General features: G+C 66.7%; 16 protein-coding genes. 5 read left to right on the top strand and 11 right to left on the bottom strand.

What is annotated here, in order from left to right; genetic code table 11:
- Positions 1–22: 22 nt before the first annotated feature.
- Positions 23–1447: a type I glutamate--ammonia ligase gene (glnA, locus tag ACFV4R_RS18465; protein WP_015936802.1), complete on the bottom strand. Its 1425-nt coding sequence runs from the start codon at positions 1445–1447 to the stop codon at positions 23–25.
- Positions 1448–1756: 309 nt separating this feature from the next.
- Between glnA and ACFV4R_RS18460 the strand changes: the two genes are divergently transcribed.
- Positions 1757–2194 (top strand): RDD family protein, encoded by a 438-nt coding sequence (locus ACFV4R_RS18460; RefSeq protein WP_015936803.1) that lies wholly within the window; start codon positions 1757–1759, stop codon positions 2192–2194.
- Between the two features lie 22 nt (positions 2195–2216).
- Here the strand turns inward: ACFV4R_RS18460 and ACFV4R_RS18455 are convergent, their stop codons facing one another.
- From ACFV4R_RS18455 to lipB, 4 genes are all read right to left on the bottom strand, one after another.
- Entirely contained in the window at positions 2217–2588 is a 372-nt protein-coding gene (locus ACFV4R_RS18455) for a DUF3817 domain-containing protein (protein WP_377203822.1), read from the bottom strand.
- A gap of 155 nt (positions 2589–2743) precedes the next feature.
- Complete coding sequence (locus ACFV4R_RS18450) at positions 2744–3496, bottom strand: DUF4191 domain-containing protein (protein ID WP_377203823.1); 753 nt, start codon at positions 3494–3496, stop codon at positions 2744–2746.
- Between the two features lie 86 nt (positions 3497–3582).
- On the bottom strand, positions 3583–4602 hold the full coding sequence (gene lipA, locus ACFV4R_RS18445; RefSeq protein WP_377203824.1) for a lipoyl synthase: 1020 nt from the start codon (positions 4600–4602) through the stop codon (positions 3583–3585).
- Complete coding sequence (gene lipB / locus ACFV4R_RS18440; RefSeq protein ID WP_377203825.1) at positions 4599–5267, bottom strand: lipoyl(octanoyl) transferase LipB; 669 nt, start codon at positions 5265–5267, stop codon at positions 4599–4601. Before lipB ends, lipA begins: the two co-directional genes overlap by 4 nt.
- A gap of 149 nt (positions 5268–5416) precedes the next feature.
- Between lipB and ACFV4R_RS18435 the strand changes: the two genes are divergently transcribed.
- A complete protein-coding gene (locus tag ACFV4R_RS18435) occupies positions 5417–7129 on the top strand; it encodes a protein kinase (protein WP_377203826.1) in 1713 nt (570 codons plus the stop codon).
- Between the two features lie 46 nt (positions 7130–7175).
- Here the strand turns inward: ACFV4R_RS18435 and ACFV4R_RS18430 are convergent, their stop codons facing one another.
- Positions 7176–8087 carry a TIGR01777 family oxidoreductase gene (locus ACFV4R_RS18430; RefSeq protein WP_377203827.1) on the bottom strand — a complete coding sequence of 304 codons (912 nt, stop codon included), beginning with the start codon at positions 8085–8087 and terminating at the stop codon, positions 7176–7178.
- 73 nt (positions 8088–8160) lie between these two features.
- Between ACFV4R_RS18430 and ACFV4R_RS18425 the strand changes: the two genes are divergently transcribed.
- A complete protein-coding gene (locus ACFV4R_RS18425; protein ID WP_377203828.1) occupies positions 8161–11721 on the top strand; it encodes a S41 family peptidase in 3561 nt (1186 codons plus the stop codon).
- A gap of 92 nt (positions 11722–11813) precedes the next feature.
- On the opposite strand, the gene ACFV4R_RS18420 is transcribed toward ACFV4R_RS18425, so the two are convergent.
- From ACFV4R_RS18420 to ACFV4R_RS18400, 5 genes are all read right to left on the bottom strand, one after another.
- On the bottom strand, positions 11814–12242 hold the full coding sequence (locus ACFV4R_RS18420; protein ID WP_015936811.1) for an OsmC family protein: 429 nt from the start codon (positions 12240–12242) through the stop codon (positions 11814–11816).
- A 199-nt stretch (positions 12243–12441) separates the two neighbouring features.
- Positions 12442–12792: a hypothetical protein gene (locus ACFV4R_RS18415; RefSeq protein WP_377203829.1), complete on the bottom strand. Its 351-nt coding sequence runs from the start codon at positions 12790–12792 to the stop codon at positions 12442–12444.
- A 165-nt stretch (positions 12793–12957) separates the two neighbouring features.
- Entirely contained in the window at positions 12958–14715 is a 1758-nt protein-coding gene (gene sucB, locus ACFV4R_RS18410) for a 2-oxoglutarate dehydrogenase, E2 component, dihydrolipoamide succinyltransferase (protein WP_377203830.1), read from the bottom strand.
- A 114-nt stretch (positions 14716–14829) separates the two neighbouring features.
- Positions 14830–16212 (bottom strand): dihydrolipoyl dehydrogenase, encoded by a 1383-nt coding sequence (gene lpdA / locus ACFV4R_RS18405; protein ID WP_377203831.1) that lies wholly within the window; start codon positions 16210–16212, stop codon positions 14830–14832.
- Between the two features lie 253 nt (positions 16213–16465).
- Entirely contained in the window at positions 16466–17989 is a 1524-nt protein-coding gene (locus ACFV4R_RS18400; RefSeq protein WP_377203832.1) for a leucyl aminopeptidase, read from the bottom strand.
- 255 nt (positions 17990–18244) lie between these two features.
- Here ACFV4R_RS18400 and ACFV4R_RS18395 point away from each other — a divergent pair, with 255 nt between their 5' ends.
- Positions 18245–19183: a proteasome assembly chaperone family protein gene (locus ACFV4R_RS18395; RefSeq protein WP_377203833.1), complete on the top strand. Its 939-nt coding sequence runs from the start codon at positions 18245–18247 to the stop codon at positions 19181–19183.
- Between the two features lie 52 nt (positions 19184–19235).
- Complete coding sequence (locus ACFV4R_RS18390; protein WP_377203834.1) at positions 19236–20582, top strand: nitrate/nitrite transporter; 1347 nt, start codon at positions 19236–19238, stop codon at positions 20580–20582.
- Positions 20583–20655: the final 73 nt, after the last annotated feature.

Genomic DNA, 20655 nt, shown 5'->3' with positions numbered 1-20655 from the left:
GAACTGCCAGGCGAAGTGGAGACTAGACGCCGTAGTAGAGCTCGAACTCGTAGGGGTTCGGGCGCAGGGACAGCGGGCGGATCTCGTTCTCGTACTTGTACTCGATCCAGGTGTCGATCAGGTCCTGGGTGAAGACGCCGCCGGCCTGCAGGAACTCGTTGTCCTCGCGCAGTGCTTCCAGGGCTTCTTCCAGGGTGCCCGGAGCCTTGGGGATGTCCTTGGCTTCCTCGGCGGGCAGCTCGTAGAGGTCCTTGTCGATCGGTGCCGGGGGTTCGATGCGGTTGCGGATGCCGTCAATGCCGGCCATCAGCTGGGCAGCGAACGCCAGGTACGGGTTCGAGGAGGGGTCCGGAGCGCGGAATTCGATGCGCTTGGCCTTCGGGTTGGAACCGGTGATCGGGATGCGGATACCGGCGGAGCGGTTGCCCTGCGAGTACACCATGTTGACCGGAGCTTCGAAGCCCTTGACCAGGCGGCGGTAGGAGTTCACCGTCGGGTTGGTGAAGGCCAGGACGGCGTCGGCGTGCTTGAGCAGGCCGCCGATGTACCAGCGGGCAGTGTCGGACAGGCCGGCGTAGCCCTTCTCGTCGTAGAACAGCGGATCGCCGTTGCTCCACAGCGACTGGTGGCAGTGCATGCCCGAGCCGTTGTCACCGAAGACCGGCTTCGGCATGAACGTGACCGACTTGCCCCAGGCGTCCGCGGTGTTCTTGATGACGTACTTGAACTTCTGCAGGTCATCGGCAGCGTGGGTCAGGGTGGTGAACTTGTAGTTGATCTCAGCCTGGCCGGCGGATCCAACTTCGTGGTGGCTGCGCTCGACCTCAAGGCCTGCTTCATCCAGGGCAACACACATGGCGTCGCGCAGGTCGGCCTGCTTGTCCGTGGGGGAAACCGGGAAGTAGCCGCCCTTGACGGGGGTCTTGTAGCCGAGGTTTCCGCCCTCTTCCTCGCGGCCGGTGTTCCAGTGCGCTTCTTCCGAGTCGATCTTGTAGAAGCTGCCCTGCGGGGAGGACTGGTACTGGACGTTGTCGAAGACGAAGAACTCGGCTTCGGGAGCGAAGAACGCGGTGTCAGCGATGCCGGTGGAAGCCAGGTACGCCTCGGCCTTCTCGGCCACGCCGCGGGGGTCGCGGTGGTAGGGATCGCCGGTGCGCGGGTTCACGATGGAGAAGTTCAGCGCGAGGGTCTTTTCCATGCGGAAGGTGTCCAGGAACGCGGTGGTCACATCGGGGATCAGCTGCATGTCCGATTCGGCGATGCCCTGGAATCCGCGGATGGAAGAACCGTCGAAGAGCTGGCCGTTGACGAAGAAGTCAGCGTCAACGCTCTTAGCCGGAACGTTGAAGTGCTGCTGGACGCCGGGAAGATCGGTGAAGCGGATATCGACGAACTTTACATCTTCGTCCTTGATGAACTTGAGGACTTCGTCCGCAGTCTTGAACATCTATGCTCCTAACGCATATGTAAATATCTGGCCGCAGCCATATGATCCAGCGCAATCCGAAAGCAGGGAAGACGCAAGGTTTTCCCTGCTGTGGCCCTGCCGCAGATACCTGCCGGGGAGATTGCTTGAAACTGCTAACAGCCTATGGACGTGGCATTTCCCGTCCGTGTCCACATTGTTTCGGGCAGGTTACAGAATGCCCTGTTATGACCACGCTATCGGGTGTCCACACTGTGGTCTAACCCCATCCGCGATGTGGGCGCCGTGCATGAGGCCGGCGTGGGGGATGGAGGCCGGTAAACTTGGACGGTGGTAGATCGCAAAGACCTTGGCTCATGGCTCACCGGGCCGGACACGTCCGGCATTTCCAAGTACCCCGGTGAGCGCCTGGGCTTGCCCGAATCGGGGCCGGGGTCCATTGCCCGGGCCGGCCGGCGGATCATTGCCATCATGATCGACTGGGGCATTGCCCTGCTGATCAGCAACTTCGCTTTCGCTGGCGACTCATGGGCAACCTTGGGAATTTTCGCCCTTGAACAGATCCTGCTGGTGGGCACGCTCGGATACAGCATCGGCCACCGCGTGGTGGGCATCTCGGTGGTGCGGCCCGGCGGCGGAACACCCGGGCCGTTGGCCGCCTTGGTACGGGCGGTACTGCTGTGCCTGGTGATCCCGGCCGTGATCTTTGATCCCGACCAGCGCGGCCTGCACGACAAGGCGATGAATACCCTGCTGATCCGCCGCTGAGCAGATGGCGGCAGCGGTGGCGCTAGACCTGGCTCTCTTCCGACACCTTTGACGGGTTGGTCCTCGGGGATGTTGTGAAGGCGTCGGCAGCAGCCAGCAAACCCCGCTTATCGGCCCAGCGTTCGAAGAGAATGGTGGCGAACGGGAAGACCGCTGAGAGCCCGGCGAAAAGCGCCACGGTGAACGGCCAGCGCTGCACGCGCCAGAGCACCAGGGCCGCCACACCGTAGCCAACAAACAGCGCTCCATGGATAGGTCCGGCCACCTGCACACCGATCTCGGTGGTGCCGGCAATCCATTTGAAGTACATGCCGATCAGCAGGGCTGCCCAGCTGAAAGCTTCGGCGACGGCAAGGATACGGAAAGCGCGGATAGCCGCGTTGCGAAGGGGCATGGTTGTCCTGTCCTGTAGGGCTGTCGTCATCGTTGGTTGGCGGGGCGGCGGTGCCTGCTTGAGAGCCTGGCACTTTGCTGGCGTGCGGAAATGGCCTGTGCAAGAAGAACGCCCCGGCTGCCGGAAGGATCCGGTGGCCGGGGCGCTGTTCAGGCCTAGCGTCCGCGGTTGGGGCGGGCTTTGTAGGGGTCGATGCCCTTGGGGATGGGGAGCCGGTTCCCCAGGGAGGCGATGCGCTTTGAAACGGCATTCACTTCAAGCTTGGTCAGTTCCTTTTTCAGCTTGCCCATCTTCTTTGCCACCTGGCTGATGGGCACCTGGCCCTCGCCGCGGCCGCTTTCGATGACGTGCACCGTCACGTTGGGCAGGATCCGGGCAAGGCGCTTGCGCTCGGCGTCCAGCAGCGGCTTCACCCGGAGCGTGGGGCCTTCGCTGACAAGTACGACGCCGGGACGGCCGATGGCGCGGAACACGGCATCCTGCGTGCGCGGGTTAACGGCGACGGGCTGTTCCTCGGTGATCCAGCCGCGGCGGAGGGTACCCAGTGCGGCTCCGGAAGCTCCCGGCTGGTTTTCGATCTGGGCGAAGGCCGCCCGTTCCGCGCGCCGGGACAGTATCAGCGTGGCGCCGAGCAAGCCCAGCGGGATGCCGATGATCAGGCCGGTGATCCAGTTATCAAGCCAGAAACCCACCAGGAAGCTGACGGCCACAACGCCCAGGAAGACCAGCAGCATCAGCCACGGGACCATGGGGTCGTGGCGGCGGGTCATGTTGAAGACCTCGCCGATCTGCTTGAGGCGGCTGGGCTTTTTGACCTTCGCCTCTTTCGGCTTGCGGGAGAACAGGCCGCGCTTTGCCGCGCTGGAGTCCGCCGGGGTGGAGTTGCTGGAGTCAGAGGATTTCGCCATAGTGCCTCAATTCTACGTGACCAAAGCCGAAGGGCCGGACGCCGGAAAGATCCGGTGTCCGGCCCTGGGCGGCAGTGGCTGCCGGGTCAGGAACGGGCGGCCAGGAGCGTGCTGGCTTCCTGGCGGGTGGTGCCTGAGTCTTGGATGCCGTCGGCGATGTGGGCGAGTTCGGCGGGGATGTCGCGGCCTTTTTTGCGCATGGCGGTGGCCCAGAGGCGGCCGGCGCGGTAGGAGGAGCGGACCAGGGGGCCGGACATGACGCCGAGGAAGCCGATTTCTTCGGCTTCGTGCTGGAGGTCGACGAATTCCTGGGGTTTGACCCAGCGGTCCACGGGGAGGTGGCGTTCGGAGGGGCGGAGGTATTGGGTGATGGTGATCAGGTCGCAGCCGGCGGCGTGGAGGTCGCGGAGGGCTTCGGAGATTTCTTCGCGGGTTTCGCCCATGCCGAGGATGAGGTTGGATTTGGTGACCATGCCGAGGTTCCGGCCTTGGGTGATGACGTCGAGGGAGCGTTCGTAGCGGAAGGCGGGGCGGATCCTTTTGAAGATCCGGGGGACGGTTTCGACGTTGTGGGCGAAGACTTCGGGGGCGGAGTCGCAGATCGCGGCGATGTGGTCGGGGTTGCCGGAGAAGTCGGGGATGAGGAGTTCGACGCCGGTGCCGGGGTTCAGTTCGTGGATTTTGCGGACGGTTTCGGCGTAGAGCCAGACGCCTTCGTCTTCGAGGTCGTCGCGGGCCACGCCGGTGACGGTGGCGTAGCGGAGTTGCATGGATTGGACGGAGCGGGCCACTTTGGTGGGTTCGAACCTGTCCACGGGGGAGGGTTTGCCGGTGTCGATCTGGCAGAAGTCGCAGCGGCGGGTGCATTCGGAGCCGCCGATGAGGAAGGTGGCTTCTTTGTCTTCCCAGCATTCGAAGATGTTGGGGCAGCCGGCTTCTTCGCAGACGGTGTGCAGGCCTTCTTTTTTGACCAGGTTCTTGAGCTGGACGAACTCCGGGCCCATCTGGACTTTGGCCTTGATCCATTCCGGTTTACGTTCCACCGGGGTGGCCGCGTTGCGCTGCTCGATCCGCAGCAACTTCCGGCCTTCGGGTGCCAATGTCACAGTAGAGCTCCTTCGGGGCTTGAAACGAGTGCTTCTTCGTGCTTGCGGAATTCTTCCACGAAGCGTTCGGCGATGTCGGCGGGGCGGATATCTTTCCCGGTTTCCCGGGACATGGTGGTGACGCCGGCGTCGGTGATGCCGCAGGCGATGATCTGCCCGTAGGGGGCGAGGTCGTTGCTGCAGTTGATGGCGACGCCGTGCATGGTCACTCCGTTGAGGACACGGATGCCGATGGCCGCGATCTTGCGGTCGGGCCCGTTGGCGTCGGCTCTGACCCAAACACCGGCACGGCCCTTGATGCGTTCAGCGCGGATGCCGTAATCGGCCATGACGGCGATCATGACGGCTTCGAGCCGTTCCACATAGTCGCGGATCCCGGCGCGGTTCTTCAGTTTAAGGATGGGGTACGCGATGAGCTGGCCCGGACCGTGCCAGGTGAGCTTGCCGCCGCGGTCCACGGCCACCACGGGAGTCCCGTCGAAAGGCCGTTCGTGGTCCTCGGTCAGCTTGCCTGCGGTGTAAACGGCTGCATGCTCCAGCAGGAGCACGGTACTGGGTGCCTCACCGGCCACCACTTTCCCGTGGAGTTCGCGCTGAATGTCCCAGGCGTGCTGGTAGTCAACGAACTCGGGGGCAAGACCCAGCCCTGAAAACTCAAGAGTCATGCCTTCCAGCTTAGACCCCGCACAGCCGCGGACAGGGTTTAGTGTCTAAGCTCACCAGCGGCCGTACCTGCGCCCATAATGTGACTGGAGTGCCGCGCCGCCTGTGGATAACTTCTGCAGCCGTCCGCCGATTCCGCTAGACATGGGACATGGATGATTTGCACGCTCCCGACGTCCCGGGTTATGCGGTTGACCGGCTATTGGGCCAGGGAAGCAGCGCGTCCGTCTGGCTTGCCGCCGAGCAGGCCACCGGCAGGAGATACGCCGTAAAGTGTTTCCACACCGGCTCCGGTGAGTCACGCGGCCGCGGATCGACGTCCGAGGACGCAGTGAGAAGGGAAATCCGGATCCTCTCCGTCCTGGACCACCAACACCTGGTCAGGGCCCATGACGCCGTCAGCCTGCACCCTGGGCCGCCCGGCGACGCGGAGGGACAAGCTGCGACTGCCCTCATCATGGATTATGCATCCGGCGGCTCCCTGGGCCAGCTCCTTGGCGCCCGCGGCCGGCTCAGCGTCGGCGAAACCGTAACCGTGCTGACTCCCATCGCCCAGGTGCTGTCCTATCTTCATGGGAAAGGATTCACGCACGGGGACGTGTCGCCCGGTAACGTGCTGTTCAGCGGCCAGGGCAAGCCGATGCTCTCGGACTTGGGAATCGCCCGGATGCTGGGGGACCCCGCCGGCGGAGCGGGCCACGGGACGCCCGGCTTCGTGGATCCTGCACCGGTGGATGCGGTCCGCGCAGGGCTGCAACCCGAGAGGGACGTCTATGCGGCGGCGGCCCTTGGCTGGTTCTGCCTCACTGGTGCCGCGCCGGCACGCACGGCGGACCGGCCACCGCTGCCGCTCCTGGTTCCCGGTGTTCCTGCTGACCTCTCTGCCGCCTTGGAAGCGGGCCTCAACGAAGACCGCAGGCTCCGTCCAACCGCCGGCGCCCTGGCAACCGCTGTCTACCGCAGTGCCGCCCCTGTACCGGTGGACCTTTCCGCCGCCGTCCATCCCACTGTCATTCCGGAACTGCTGACGCGCAGGCACGTGCCGCCGCCCTCGCCGGGCGGTTTGAGGGAACGGCTCGGGACACTGCGCCGGCGGATGGAGGCGCCGTCGCGGCTCACAGGAACCCCCGCCGCCACACGCGGACCTGCAGCATCGGGCGAACCGGCACGGCGGAAGGACACAGGTGGTGCCCCTGGGCACCCCGGGAAGCACGCAGGTGGGCGCCGGAACGGGGCTCACCGCAGCGCGGCCCCAACCAGGGTTCCCCTCCGCCGGACCTTCCTTGCCGTGGGCGCTGCTGCGGGGACGGCGATGGTCTTCTGGCTGACCCCTCTGTCCCAGGTGGCCGTGGAGACCCTCGATGCCGCCGGCGACAGCCGGACTGCGGCCGAGGCGGCTTCCGCCCCAGCAGGAGACTCTGCTGAAATCCAGGCCAACGGCGCCGCCGCGCTGGACGAGGCCAGGGACCTGGCATCGTCAGCTCAACCTGCGGACGCCCTGCGTGGCCTTGCAGCGCTGCGCGACCACGCCTTCCGCAGCGGCCAGGTGGACCTGCTGGCCGAGGTCAACGCCTCCGGATCGCCGGCGGCCGCCGCCGATCATCCCACTGCGGAGAGGCTGTCAGGTTCGGGCAGGGTGCTCTCGGGCTTCACCACCACGCTCACGGGCGTCCGGACCGAGCCGGGTGCAACGGAATCGCGCGCGGTTGTCCGGGCCACCGCCGCCACATCAGCCTGGGAAGAAAAGGACACCACCGGAACTGTTGCCGCGAAAGGGGCGGCTGCACCCGGCCAGTCCCTGCGCCTGGTCCTTGTAGCAGGGGACGGAAAGTGGCGGATCAGCGAGATCTTTCCCGGCTCCTGAAACCACGCGTTCTGCCGCAGCCCGTACCCTGCCCGCCAGTTCGAGGTCAGGCCAGGTCCGCGGCCTTGTCGTTGCCGGCAACCCAGGCGGCCGCCTCCGCCAAACCAGGATGCTGCCAGCGGAAACCGGCTGCCGACAACACCGCAGGCTCCATCCTTTGGCTGGACAGGAGCAGCTCTTCGGCCAGGTCGCGCATCACCAGGCGCAACACCGGGCCCGGGACCCGCAGGACAGCAGGCCGGTGCAGTGCATGGGCCAGTGCCGCCACGATGCTGTTGACGTCAGCCTGTTCGGGAGCGCACAGATTTACGGGCCCACGGATGTCGGATTCCAGCAGGAACAGGAAAGCCTTTGACACATCCGGCAGGGATATCCAGGGCCAGTACTGCCGGCCGTCACCGAACGGTCCGCCGACGCCGAGACGCAGGAGGGGAAGCAGCCTGCCCAAGGCGCCGCCGGAGCGGCTGAGGACAACGCCGGTGCGCGGCGTGACAGTGCGCACGCCTGACGGGGCCGCGGCAGCGGCCTGTTCCCACTCCACACAGATGCGGGACAGGGTGCCGGACCCCGCGGGGGCATCCTCGCGGAGCACGGTGTATCCCGCGTCCCCGTAATACCCGGACCCGGACTGGCTGATGAAGGTGGGCGGCGGGCTGTCCACCTCCTGCATGGCCCGGACAAGGGTCTCCGTTGACCGGAGCCGCGAACTGAACAGCTCCTCCACGCGCTTGCGCGTCCAGGGCCGGTCGCCGATTCCGGCGCCGGAAAGATTGACGACGGCGTCCACGCCCTCGAGTGCCCGGGGATCCAGTTCCCCGGCGGCCGGATCCCAGCGGACTTCGGCGGCCGTCTTCGGTTCACGGCGCACCAGGGACACGACGTCATGCCCGGCCTCCCTGAAAGTGGCGGACATGGACGTGCCGATCATTCCCGAGGCCCCGGACATAAGGATGCGCATGCTCCATCACACCACGGACCCGGCCCCACGGCACGTCCCGCGGCGCCGGGTAAGGGATGACTATGATCGAACGATGACCTCTTCGAGCTACTTCCGTTTTCCGCATCTGCACGGCGATCTGGTCACCTTCGTGGCCGAGGATGACGTTTGGATTGCGCCACTGGACGGGGGCCGCGCGTGGCGTGTCTCCTCGCTCCAGCTGCCCGCCCGCAACCCCCGCTTCACCCCGGACGGCAAGAAGCTGGTGTGGACGGTGGTCCAGGGAACGGCGCCGGAAGTGGTCTCGGCGGACGTCGACGGCGGCGGTTACCGGCAGCTGACTTACTTCGGACACAGCACCACCCGGGTCAAGGGCTTCACCGCCGGCGGCGCCGTGGTGGTGACCAGCGCGTTCCGGCAGGCCGAAAGCCGCCACACCCACGCGTACAGTGTGCCGCTCGAAGGCGGCTGGGCGGAGGAACTGCCGTTTGGCCCCGTGGAGTCGGTGGCCTTCGGCCCGGAAGTGGGCGACGAACGCCCGGTCGTAGTGGCCAGCGTGCTGTCCCGCGAACCTGCCTGGTGGAAGAGGTACCGCGGCGGCACAGCAGGAAAGCTGTGGATCGATACTGACGGCAACGGCGAATTCGAACGGCTGCTGCCGGACCTGCAAGGAAACTTTGCCGACCCCCTGTGGGTGGACGGCCGGGTGGCCTTCCTCTCCGACCACGAGGGCTACGGCAACCTCTATTCAGTCCTTCCCAACGGAAAGGACCTGCGCCGGCATACCGACCACGAGGACTTCTACGTCCGCCACGCCGCCACGGACGGCACCCGGGTTATCTTCGAATCAGCCGGTGAACTGTGGGTGTTGAAGGACCTCGGGTCCGAGGCTGTCCGCCTTGATATCACCCTCGGGTCCGCCTCCCAGTCCCGCCGCCCCGCCCTACTGAAGCCGTCAAAGCACCTGGGTGCCGCAGTGCCGGATGCCACCGGTTCAGCCAGCGCGGTCGAGGCGCACGGCACCATCCACTGGCTCCGCCACAAGGACGGACCGTCCCGCGTTATCGAGGCCACACCCGGCGTGCGCGGCCGCCTTCCCCGGCCGCTCGGCGACGGCCGCATCGCCTACATTGCGGACCACGGCGGCGTCGAGGCCCTGCACATCAGGGACATCGTGGCAGCCATCGACCATCCGGCCGTCCCCGGAGGAGCCGCGCCGGCAACGCCGCCCGCCGGCGACACAGCGGAGGCAGCCAATCCCGTGGAAGCAGACACCGGTTCAGCCTCCGGGCGGGCGGATGCCGTGGCCTTGCCCCAGCCCGTGCCGGCTGCCGGCGCCGCTGTGCTGGCGGGATCTGCGCAGCCTTCCCCTGTTGTCCTGGCCAGCTCCCGCGCGGGTGGCAGCGACGAACAGCAGCCGGCTGGGGCCCCGGAGGACGGGACCGGCGAACCTTCCGCACCTGCCGTGGCTCCCGCTGCCGCGCAGATTGCCGTTCCGACGCCGTCGCGGGCCAGTGCCCTCGAGGCGAGCCCTGACGGACGGTGGCTCGCCCTGGGGACGTCGTTCGGCGACGTGTACCTTGCCGACGCCGCCTCGGGCGAGCTGACCCGGGTGGCCAGCATCGGGGAGGGAACCATATCCGACATCGCCTGGTCCGGCGACTCCGCCTGGCTGGTGTGGTCCGAGCCTGTCACCTCCTTCGGCTCGCGCAGCCGGCTCCGGGCCGCCAACATCGCGGCCCCGGGCTCCGAACCTGTTGAGGTCACCGACGGACGGTTCTGCGACAGGTCGCCGGCGTTCACCCCGGACGGAAAGTACCTGGCCTTCCTCTCCAACCGCAGCTTCGACCCGGTCTACGACGGCCACTCCTTCGACCTGTCCTTCCCAAGCCCCATCAAGCCCTACCTCGTTGCCCTCGCCGCCGGTACGCCGTCGCCGTTTGGACCGGACGTGGCAGCCGGGGCAGCTGGTGGAGACGCCGCCGGGCCCGATGCCGCCGACGCCGACGCACAGGACGGGCCGCCGGCGGTCCGCGTGGATCCCGAAGGCCTGGCCCACAGGGTCATCGGCGTTCCGGTTCCGCAGGGCAACTACACCGGACTCTCGGCAACCAAGGGTGCGCTGCTGTGGCTTGACGCTGCCCTCTCCGGCGTCACCGGCGACGGCAAGGCAAGCCAGGAGGACAAGGACACCCGCCCCAGCCTGGTGCGGTACGACCTCGGCCGGCGCAAGCAGGAGACCCTCGTGGAGTCACTGGACAGCTACCGGCTCTCCGGCGACGGGACCAAAGCCGTGGTCCTTGCCGACAAACAGGTCACAGTAGTTCCGTCCGACGCCAAGGCGGACGAGGAATCCGGCAAGCTGGTCAAGGTGGACCTGGGGCGCATCCGCGTGATGATGGACCCCGTCAGCGTCTGGGGGCAGGCCTTCGACGAGGCCTGGCGCCTGCAGCGGGACTTCTTCTGGGCCGAAGACATGGCCGGCCAGGACTGGGACTCCATGCGCAACCGGTACCGTCCCCTGGTGGACCGGCTGGGCTCGCACGACGACCTGGTTGACCTGCTGTGGGAACTGCACGGCGAACTGGGCACGTCTCACGCCTACGTACGCCCCGCAGCCGTGACAGAGAACGGAAGCCACGGGCAGGGCCGGCTGGGAGCCGACCTGGCCCACGCGGCGTCGGGCTGGGAAATCACCCGGATCCTCGCCGGCGAGTCCTCGGATCCGCTGGCCACCTCGCCATTGAACCGGCCCGGCGTCGACGCGAAGGCCGGCGACATCCTGCTGGCCATCGACGGCGTGCCGCTGGCTGAATCGGTCACGCCCGCCATGCTGCTGGTCGGGGCGGCGGGCCGCGCAGTCGAACTGACACTGCTGAACGGTGCCGGGCACGGGGATGCCGCCGGCACCCAGCGCCGCGTCGCCGTCGTGCCCGTCAAGGATGAGGAGCGGCTGCGGTACCAGGAATGGGTGGCGTCGAACCGCCGGACCGTCCGGGAAGCCTCCGACGGTACCTTCGGCTACCTGCACATCCCGGACATGATGGCCAACGGCTGGGCCCAGCTGCACCGGGACCTCGATACCGAGACCGCGCTGGACGGGCTGATCGTGGATGTGCGGCGCAACCGCGGCGGACACACGTCGCAGCTGGTGGCCGAACTGATTGGCCGCAAGGTGACCGGCTGGAGCATGCCGCGCGGGGAAAAGCCGCGCACCTACCCCCACCACGCACCTAGGGGACCGGTGATCATCCTCGCGGACGAATTCGCCGGCTCCGACGGGGACATCATCACCCAGGTGTCCAAGCTGCGGGGAATCGGCCCGGTCATCGGAACGCGCACCTGGGGCGGCGTGGTGGGCATCGACAACCGCTTCGCCCTGGCTGACGGAACAGGGGTAACCCAGCCCCGTTACGCCACCTGGTTCGGCGGCGGCGTGGGCTGGGGCGTGGAGAACTACGGCGTGGACCCGGACATCGAAGTAACCTTCCCGCCGCATGCCTACGCCGCCGGCCGCGATCCTCAGCTGGAATACGGCATCGGTGCGCTCAAGGAAATGGTCCAGGAACTGCCCACCGACCGTCCTCCGCTCCGTGAGGGTTACCGCCGGCTGCGTCCCGCACCGCTCCCGCCGCGCAGCCAGGCCAAGGCCTAGCCAGGCGGGCTGCTGCTTCCGGACGGACACGCAGAAAGGCCCTGTTCCTGCCGGACGAACCGGCAGGAACAGGGCCTTTGGCGTTACTTGGGTCAGGAAGCGAGCGTGGCGTCCAGGCTGATCTCAATGCCGGCCAGCGCCTGCGAAACCGGGCAGCCCTTCTTGGCTGCCTCGGCGATGCGCTGGAAGTCTTCCTCGGAAATGCCGGGGATGCGGGCATTCAGGGTGAGGTGGCTGCCGGTGATGCCGGTGCCGGGCTGGAAGCCCACCTCCGCCTTGGTGTTGACTTCCTCCGGGGTGAAGCCGGCCTGGCTGAGTTCGTGGCTGAAGGCCATCGAGAAACATGCCGAGTGTGCCGCTGCGATGAGTTCTTCGGGGCTGGTCTTGCCCTCGGCCGCTTCGGTGCGCGCCTTCCAGGTGACATCGAACGTGCCCAGGCCTGAGCTGTCCAGGGTGGTGTTGCCGGAGCCCTCGGTCAGGCTGCCCGTCCATACCGTGTGCGCGTTGCGTGTTGTAGCCATGTCACTCCTCAACGTTGATTCGATCCGGGCGCCGGCATCCGCCGCAGCCCGCCGTTCCCCATCCTAGGGATTCGGCAGCACCCGTGCACAGGTTGTCCGCTGACAGAGGATTGTGACCGGACCGGACAACGCACGACGGCGACGCTCCCGCGCAAGGGGAGCGCCGCCGTCGTCAGTGGCATGCGGAGGGGTGGGGCGGTTACCGCCAGAGCGTCGCGATGGCGACGTTCAGCAGCGCCAGGCCGCCCACGCTGTGGGCGAGGCCGATGGAGACCGATTCGCCCTTCTTGAATTTGCGGCTGCCGATGAAAGTCAGGACGGCAACCACCAGAGCAATGACGAGCTTGATGCCCAGCTTGGCGTAGTTGGCGTCCATGTCCAGGGCGGGGATCAGGCCCATCATCGCCACACCGGTGAGGAGCTGCAGGGCAGCCCCATCGAACTGGCGCGGGTGGACGGTGGGCTTCTTCATCTGCCCGATCCAGATGCCGACGATCATGGCGGCGCCGACGATGTGCAGGAAGACCATGACGTTGTAAACGATGTTCATGGCATCAGTCTATCCAGATTCTTCTACGCTCTGTAGTAACCGTCGCGTGCGTGCCCTCCGCAACGCGTCACTTCCGCGGTGGCGCTTAAATGCCGCAGCGGCCGGCCGGACTTCCAGTGGATCACCACCGGATGCCGGACAGCCGCCGCGGACTGCGTCCTGGGGTTAGAGGCCCAGGTCCGCTTCGAAGGCGCCCTCTTCGAGGCGTGCCTTCAGGGTCTGGAGGAACCGGCCGGCGTCAGCGCCGTCCACCAGGCGGTGGTCGTACGTCAGCGACAGGTACATCATGGAGCGGATGGCGATCGAGTCGTCACCGTTTTCGTCAGCGACCACGACGGGGCGCTTGACGATGGCACCGGTACCCAGGATGCCAACCTGCGGCTGGTTGATGATCGGGGTGTCGAACAGGGCGCCCACCGAACCGATGTTGGTGATGCTGAACGTGCCGCCGGACAGTTCGTCCGGGCCGATCTTGCCGGCGCGGGTACGGCCAGCGACATCGGCGATCTTGCCGGCGAGGCCGGCCAGGTTCAGGTTGCCGGCGTCGGAGATGACCGGGACCAGGAGGCCCTTGTCGGTGTCGACGGCGATCGCCAGGTGTTCGGCGTTGTGGTAGGTGATCTCCTGCTTGTCCTCGTCGTACGCAGCGTTGAGCTTGGGGTGCTGCTTGAGGGCCTCGGCCACGGCCTTGGCAATGAACGGCAGGAAGGTCAGCTTGGTGCCGTTCTGGGCCTGGAACGAGTTCTTGGCCTTGAGGCGGAGCTTGGCAACCTTGGTCATGTCCACTTCGTGGACCTGCGTCAGCTGCGTGGAGACCTCGAGGGATTCGCGCATGCGGCGGGCGATGACCTGGCGGATGCGCGGAGCCTTCTGGGTGGTGCCGCGGAGCGAGGAGACCTGGCCGTTGCCGGCTGCCGGTGCTGCAGCGGGGGCGGCGGCAGGAGCTGCTGCGGGTGCGGCCTTCGCCTCGGCGGCGGCGATGACGTCCTGCTTGCGGATGCGGCCGCCGACCCCGGTGCCGGACAGCGAGGAGATGTCCACGCCGTGCTGGTTGGCCAGCTTGCGGACCAGGGGAGTGACGTAGCCGGACTCGCCGCCTGACGCCGGAGCCTCGGCTGCTGCCGGGGCGGCCTGCGGTGCAGGTGCGGATGCCGGAGCAGGTGCGGCTGCAGGCGCTGCTGCCGGTGCCGGAGCGGACTTAGGTGCCTCCTGCTTAGGTGCCTCCTGCTTCGGTGCCTCCTGCTTGGGTGCTTCCTGGGCGGGAGCAGCCGGGGCGGCCGCCGGTGCTGCCGCAGCGCCCGAACCGATGACGGCAAGGACGGAACCGACCTCTGCGGTCTCGTCCTCGTTCACGCGGATTTCCTGCAGGGTGCCCGCAACGGGGGACGGGATCTCGGTGTCGACTTTGTCGGTGGAGACCTCAAGCAGCGGCTCGTCGACCTCAACGGTGTCGCCCACTGCCTTCAGCCAGCGGGTGACGGTGCCTTCGGTGACGCTCTCGCCCAGGGCCGGGAGGGTTACATCGTGGCCTTCGCCACCACCGGAAGCAGGCGCTTCGGCGGCGGGAGCGGCCGGTGCCTCTTCTGCGGGTGCGGCGGGAGCTTCCTCAGCGGGTTCAGCCGCGGGTGCCTCTTCTGCCGGTGCAGCGGCGGGCGCTTCTTCTGCGGGTGCGGAACCGCCGCCGGAGCCGTCACCGATGCGGACCAGCGGTGCGCCGACCTCTGCGGTCTCGTCTTCGGCGACCAGGATTTCCTCAATCACGCCAGCGACAGGAGAGGGGATTTCGGTGTCGACCTTGTCGGTGGAGACCTCGAGCAGCGGCTCGTCCACCTCTACCCGGTCACCTACCTGCTTCAGCCAGCGGGTGACGGTTCCTTCGGTGACACTCTCACCGAGGGCGGGCAAGTTAACGGATTCAGACATGTCGTCCCCGTTCTCCTTATTGATCTTTAGTGCGAATGATTGCTGCCTTGTTGGAAGCCTAGTGCACCCGGTCTGCGGGACCGGGTGCACCGGGCTTGGTAATGCTGTGGGGAATTAGCCGTGAAGAGGCTTGCCGGCCAGAGCCAGGTGGGCCTCGCCGAGGGATTCGTTCTGCGTGGGGTGTGCGTGCAGCAGCTGGGCCACATCCTCCGGGTACGCTTCCCAGTTCACGATCAGCTGGGCTTCGCCAACCTGCTCACCCATGCGGGCACCGATCATGTGGACGCCCACCACGGGGCCGTCCTTCTGGCGGACCAGCTTCACGAGGCCGGAGGTTCCCAGGATGGAGCTCTTGCCGTTGCCGGCCAGGTTGTATTCCTGGGTCTGGACCTGGTCGTCGCCGAACTTTTCCTTGGCAGCCTTTTCGGTGTAGCCAACGGTGGCGATCTCGGGCTCGGAGTAGGTGACCTTGGGGATGTTGATGTCCTCAACGATCACGGGCTTCAGGCCCGCGATTTCCTCGGCCACGAAGATGCCCTGCTGGTAGCCGCGGTGGGCCAGCTGGACGCCGGGGACGATGTCGCCCACGGCGTAGATGTTGCCGACGCCGGTGTGCAGGCGCTCGTTGGTGATGACGAAGCCGCGGTCGATGGTGATGCCTGCGTCCTCATAGCCGAGGTTGGCGGTAACGGGTCCGCGGCCCACGGCGACCAGGAGGAGGTCGGCTTCGAACGTCTTGCCGTCCACCAGGGTGACCTTGACGCCGTCGGCGTTCTGCTCGACGCCCTGGAAGAACACGCCGGTGGAGAACTTGATGCCGCGCTTCTTGAAGGCGCGCTCAAAGTTCTTGATGATGGTGGCGTCCTCGTTGGGGACCAGGGAGGGCAGGCCTTCCACGATGGTGACGTCCACGCCGAAGGACTTCCAGACCGAGGCGAATTCGACGCCGATGACGCCGCCGCCCAGGATGATGGCGCTCTTGGGGATGGAGTCCATGGTGAGGGCCTGGTCGGAGGTGATGACCTTGCCGCCGATTTCCAGGCCGGGCAGGGTACGGGAGTAGGAACCCGTAGCCAGGATGATGTTCTTGCCCTTGTAGGCGGTGCCGTTGACCACGACGGTGTTGGTGCCCTGGAGCTTGCCTTCACCCTCGATGACGGTGATGCCCTTGGATTTGATGAGGCCCTGAAGGCCCTTGTACTTGCCGGCGATGATGCCGTCCTTGTACGCGTTGACGGCGGTCATGTCGATGCTGTCAAGGGTGACGTTCACGCCGTACTTGGCGGAGTCGCGGGCGTGGTCGGCCAGTTCGGCAGAGTGGAGCAGGGCCTTGGTGGGGATACAGCCGTTGTGGAGGCAGGTGCCGCCCAGCTTGGCTTTCTCCACGAGGCCGACGGTGAGGCCGAGCTGTACTGCCCGGAGCGCCGCGGCGTATCCGCCGCTGCCGCCACCGAGTACCAGGATGTCGAATTCTTGCGCAGTTGCCTGATCGGCCACTTAAACGCTCCCTCGCGTGAACGATGACGCGTTCTGCGCGCATCATCTGGTCTTGGAATTGCACTGCCGTGATTATGTCAGCAGGTCAGTTCTCTTGCATTTGTGACTACCGTGGTTCACCTTAGCGAACCACCCATCCATGCTCCACCTTGGCGCAGCGTTTGTGGAGCGCTTGTGTCCAGTGTCACGCGGCCCTGTGGCACAGGGATCACCCGTACCGCAGGGCCGCGCGCACCGCTGCCGCCTCGCGGCGTCAGGCTGCGGCCAGGATGTCTTCCACGTAGGCAACGAGGGTACGGACCGTGCAGCCGGTGCCCTGCTTGTGCGTGTAGCCGTACGGGCTGCCGTTGTTGAAGGACGGGCCGGCGATGTCGATGTGCGCCCAGGGGATCTGCTCGCCCTGCTTGTCCTGTCCCACGAATTCGCGCAGGAACACGGCGGCGGTCATCATGCCGCCATGGCGTTCGCCGATGTTGGCCAGGTCCGCCACCTGGGAATCCAGGGTGGGGCGCAGTTCCTCGGGCAGCGGCATGGGCCACACCAGCTCGCCGGCGCGGTCCGCAGCCGATTTGAGCGCGCCGGTGACGCTGTCCGAGCCCATGACGCCCGCGGTCCGGTTGCCCAGAGCGATGAGCTGCGCACCCGTGAGGGTTGCGACGTCAATGATGGCGTCCGGGTATTCGCGGCTGGCTGCGACAATTCCGTCGGCCATCACCAGGCGGCCTTCGGCGTCAGTGTTGAGCACCTCCACGGTCTTGCCGCCGAACATCGTCAGGACGTCGGCGGGACGGGACGCGGCACCGGACGGCATGTTCTCGGCGATGCAGAGCCATGCCGTGGCCTTGACCGGCAGGCCCAGCCCGGCGAGGGCCAGGACAGTGTTAAGCACGACGGCGGCACCGGCCATGTCGCTCTTCATGTCGCCCATGCCGAGGGCCGGCTTGATGGAGATGCCGCCGGTGTCGAACGTGATGCCCTTGCCCACGAGCGCGATGCTGGAAGCAGCCTTGGCGGGGGAGTACTCCACCTTGACCAGGCGCGGCTGGCGCGTGGAGCCCTTGCCAACGCCCATGATGCCGCCGAAGCCTTCCTTTTCCAGGCGCTTTTCGTCCCAGACCGTCACCTTGACGGGCAGGCCCTTGGCCAGGTCCTTCGCTGCCTCGGCGAATGACTCCGGGTACAGGTGGCTGGGCGGGGTGTTGACCAGCGAACGCGTGGCGTTGACGGCCTTGGCTACCAGGCCCGCGCGCTTCAGTGCAGTGCCGAGTTCCTTCTGCTCCACCACATCGGTGAAAATCAGTGCGTTCCGGACCGGATCCTTGAGCCCGTCCTTGGCGGACCGGAACTCGGTGAAGGAGTACGCGCCCAGCGCCGCACCCTCGGCGACGGCCTCGACGTCGGCGACTGACGCCGTCGGGAACGCCAGCGCCACCGTTGCCAGACCGGCCAGTTGGCGGACCGCGGAACCGGCGGCGCGTCGGAGCGATTCTGCGGCGAGCGGCTTGCCTGCCTGTACCTTGCCCACGCCCGCCAGCACCAGGATGCCCGCGCCGGTTTCCGGCAGGCCGGGCAGCCGGACCACCTGGTCTGCTGCGCCGGTGATGCCAAGCGCCTTGAGGGAATCTGCGAGGGCCTCCGCCGATTTTGCCGTCAGGGGGTTGTCCAGCAGGACCGGCCCGTCAGTTCCCTGCCCCACCCCGATGACCACGGCGTCGCTGGGGCTCTTCTTCAGGTCCCGGGAGACGGTACTAAGGTTGATTTCAGTATTCTTGACCACAGGGATGAGTCCTCAATTCTCGAAAAGATCGGGCGGGGATGCATGTTCGGCTCCCGCCATGGTGGCCCGGAGGCGGCCGTTCCGGACGCGGCCCGGGCGAAAGCAGGCCCGGCTGGCAGGCCAGTTCCGATCGTAGCCCTTAGCCGGCACGGCCGGAGAATTTCCTGAGATGTGCACCACACGGTGGGGCGGAATGCCGCGTCCCAACTCTGCGTTATGCCTGATGACCACCCCAACCCGTGAAAGGACCATGGCGTGCTTGAAAGGATCTCCGGCTCCCTGCTGGACCCCGACGCTCTCTATGCGAGCAACATCGAGCTGTTCCACAGCCCGGAGCTTCGCGGCCTGAACCTGGTGATGGGTTTTACCGGCTTCGCGGACGCGGGCCATGTGGTGAAGCAGATCAATGCCGAACTGCTGGACTCCCTTGATGCCCAGCCCGTCGCCGTCTTCGACGCCGACCAGCTGATCGACTACCGGTCCCGCAGGCCCCACGTGAGCTTCGTCGAAGACCATATCCAGGATTACCAGGAGCCGCGGCTGGCGCTGTACCGGCTGGTTGACGGGCTGGGGAAGCCGTTCCTGCTGCTGGCCGGATTCGAGCCCGACCTTCAGTGGGAGCGCTTCGCCCGTGCCGTGGTGGGCATCGTGGAGAAGCTGGACGTCAACCTGGTCACGTGGATCCATTCGATTCCGATGCCGGTGCCGCACACCCGCCCGGTAGGTGTGACCGTGCATGGAAACCGGCCTGAGCTCATCGAGGGCATCTCCGTGTGGAAACCAACGGTGGAGGTGCCGGCCGCCGTCGGCCACATCCTTGAGCTGCGCCTCGTCGAGGCGAACCGCAACGTTGCCGGCTACGTGATCCACGTGCCGCACTACCTGGCTGAAGCCGAATACCCCACCGCCGCGGTTGCGGGCCTGGAGTACCTGGGTGCTGCCACGTCCCTCATGCTGCCCACGGACCGTCTGCGCGAATCGGGCCGCGACGTGAGCCGCCAGATCGCCGAGCAGATCGAGGCCTCGGACGAGGTCCAGCAGGTGGTCTCGCGGTTGGAAACCCGTTACGACGAAAAGTCCGACGGCATCGTCCGCCGGTCCCTGCTCGCCGACGAGAATGACGAGCTTCCCGACGGCGATGAGCTGGGTGCCGCCGTTGAGGCCTACCTCGCCCGGGAGAACCCCGGGCAGTAGCCGGCGGGCGCGTGCTGCGGTGGGGCCCGCGGCATGTGGGCATAATGAAGACGTGACTGCACCCCGCGCCTGGCTGATTTGGACCGTCGGCGTTTTTGGGTACCTGGTGGCCGTGTCCCAGCGCACGTCCTTCGGCGTGGTGGGACTCGAAGCCACCGAGCGGTTCCATGCCAGCGCATCGGCAATCTCGTTCTTCACCGTTCTGCAGTTGCTGGTCTACGCGGCCCTGCAGATCCCCGTGGGGCTCCTGGTGGATCGGTTCGGTTCACGGGCCATGATCGCCGGGGGCGCAGTCCTGATGGGCCTGGGCCAGTTTCAGCTCGCCTTTGCCGACAGCATTCCCGGCGGTGTCCTGGGCCGCGTCCTGGTGGGCGCCGGTGATGCGATGACCTTCATTTCCGTGATCCGGCTGATCCCGTTGTGGTTCGCGCCCGCCAGGGTTCCCCTCGTCACCCAGCTGACCGGCATGTCCGGGCAGCTGGGCCAACTCATCAGCGTGATCCCCTTCGCCTTCGTCCTCCACTCTTCCGGCTGGACCCCCGCGTTCCTGATGCTCGCCGGCATGTCCGCACTCGCTGCTGTGCTGGTGGTGATCCTGCTCCAGGACGTTCCGCCCGGCGTCGAACGGCCCACATCGCAGCAGGGGCTGAAGGCGACGGGCGTGTCCCTGGCCAGCGCGTGGCGCCAGCCCGGCACCCGGCTGGGAATGTGGAGCCACTTCACCATCCAGTTCAGCGGAACCGTGTTCGCCATGACGTGGGGGTACCCTTTCCTGATTTCCGGACAGGGCCTGGACGCCGGCACCGTTGCATCCCTCATGGCGCTGTACGTGGCTGCGGCGATGGCGGTGGGTCCGTTCATTGGCCGTTTCGTCTCCCGGCACCCGCTGCGGCGCTCCACGATGGTCCTGCTGATCGCCGCGGTGACTGCTGCCGCCTGGGCTGCGGTCCTGCTTTTCCCGGGCCGTGCCCCGCTCTGGCTGCTGGCCATCCTGGTGGTGGCCCTGGCCATCGGCGGCCCCGGGTCCATGATCGGCTTCGACTTTGCCCGGACCTTCAACCCCGCCCACCGCATCGGCACCGCTACGGGAATCGTGAACGTTGGCGGCTTTATCGCTGCGCTGACGGCCATTTTCCTGATCGGCGTCGTGCTGGACCTCCTGTACGCCAGTGGATTCTCCAACGGCGTCCTCTACGGGCTCGATCCCTTCCGCATAGCCCTCAGCCTTCAGTTCGTTCTCCTCGGGTTCGGCGCGGCCGCAGTGATTGGTTGCCGTCGGAAGGTCCGGCGACGGATGGCTGAGCAGGGCGTGGTGGTTCCGCCGTTGCGGACTGCCCTTGCCAGGCAGCGCCGCGAGAACCTGGCGCGGCGCAGCCGAAACACTCCTTCGGGCGACTGACCAGTCCTCCACAACCGGAATCCGCCGTCACTGTGCGGTGGCTTTCAGGGTTTTTGTTGTTGGACGCCGCCGC

It is taken from the genome of Pseudarthrobacter sp. NPDC059871 (assembly GCF_042731175.1).
Taxonomy (GTDB): Bacteria; Actinomycetota; Actinomycetes; order Actinomycetales; family Micrococcaceae; genus Arthrobacter.
The sequence above is the reverse complement of the archived record's forward strand: the minus strand, read 5'-3'. Positions and strand labels throughout refer to the sequence as shown.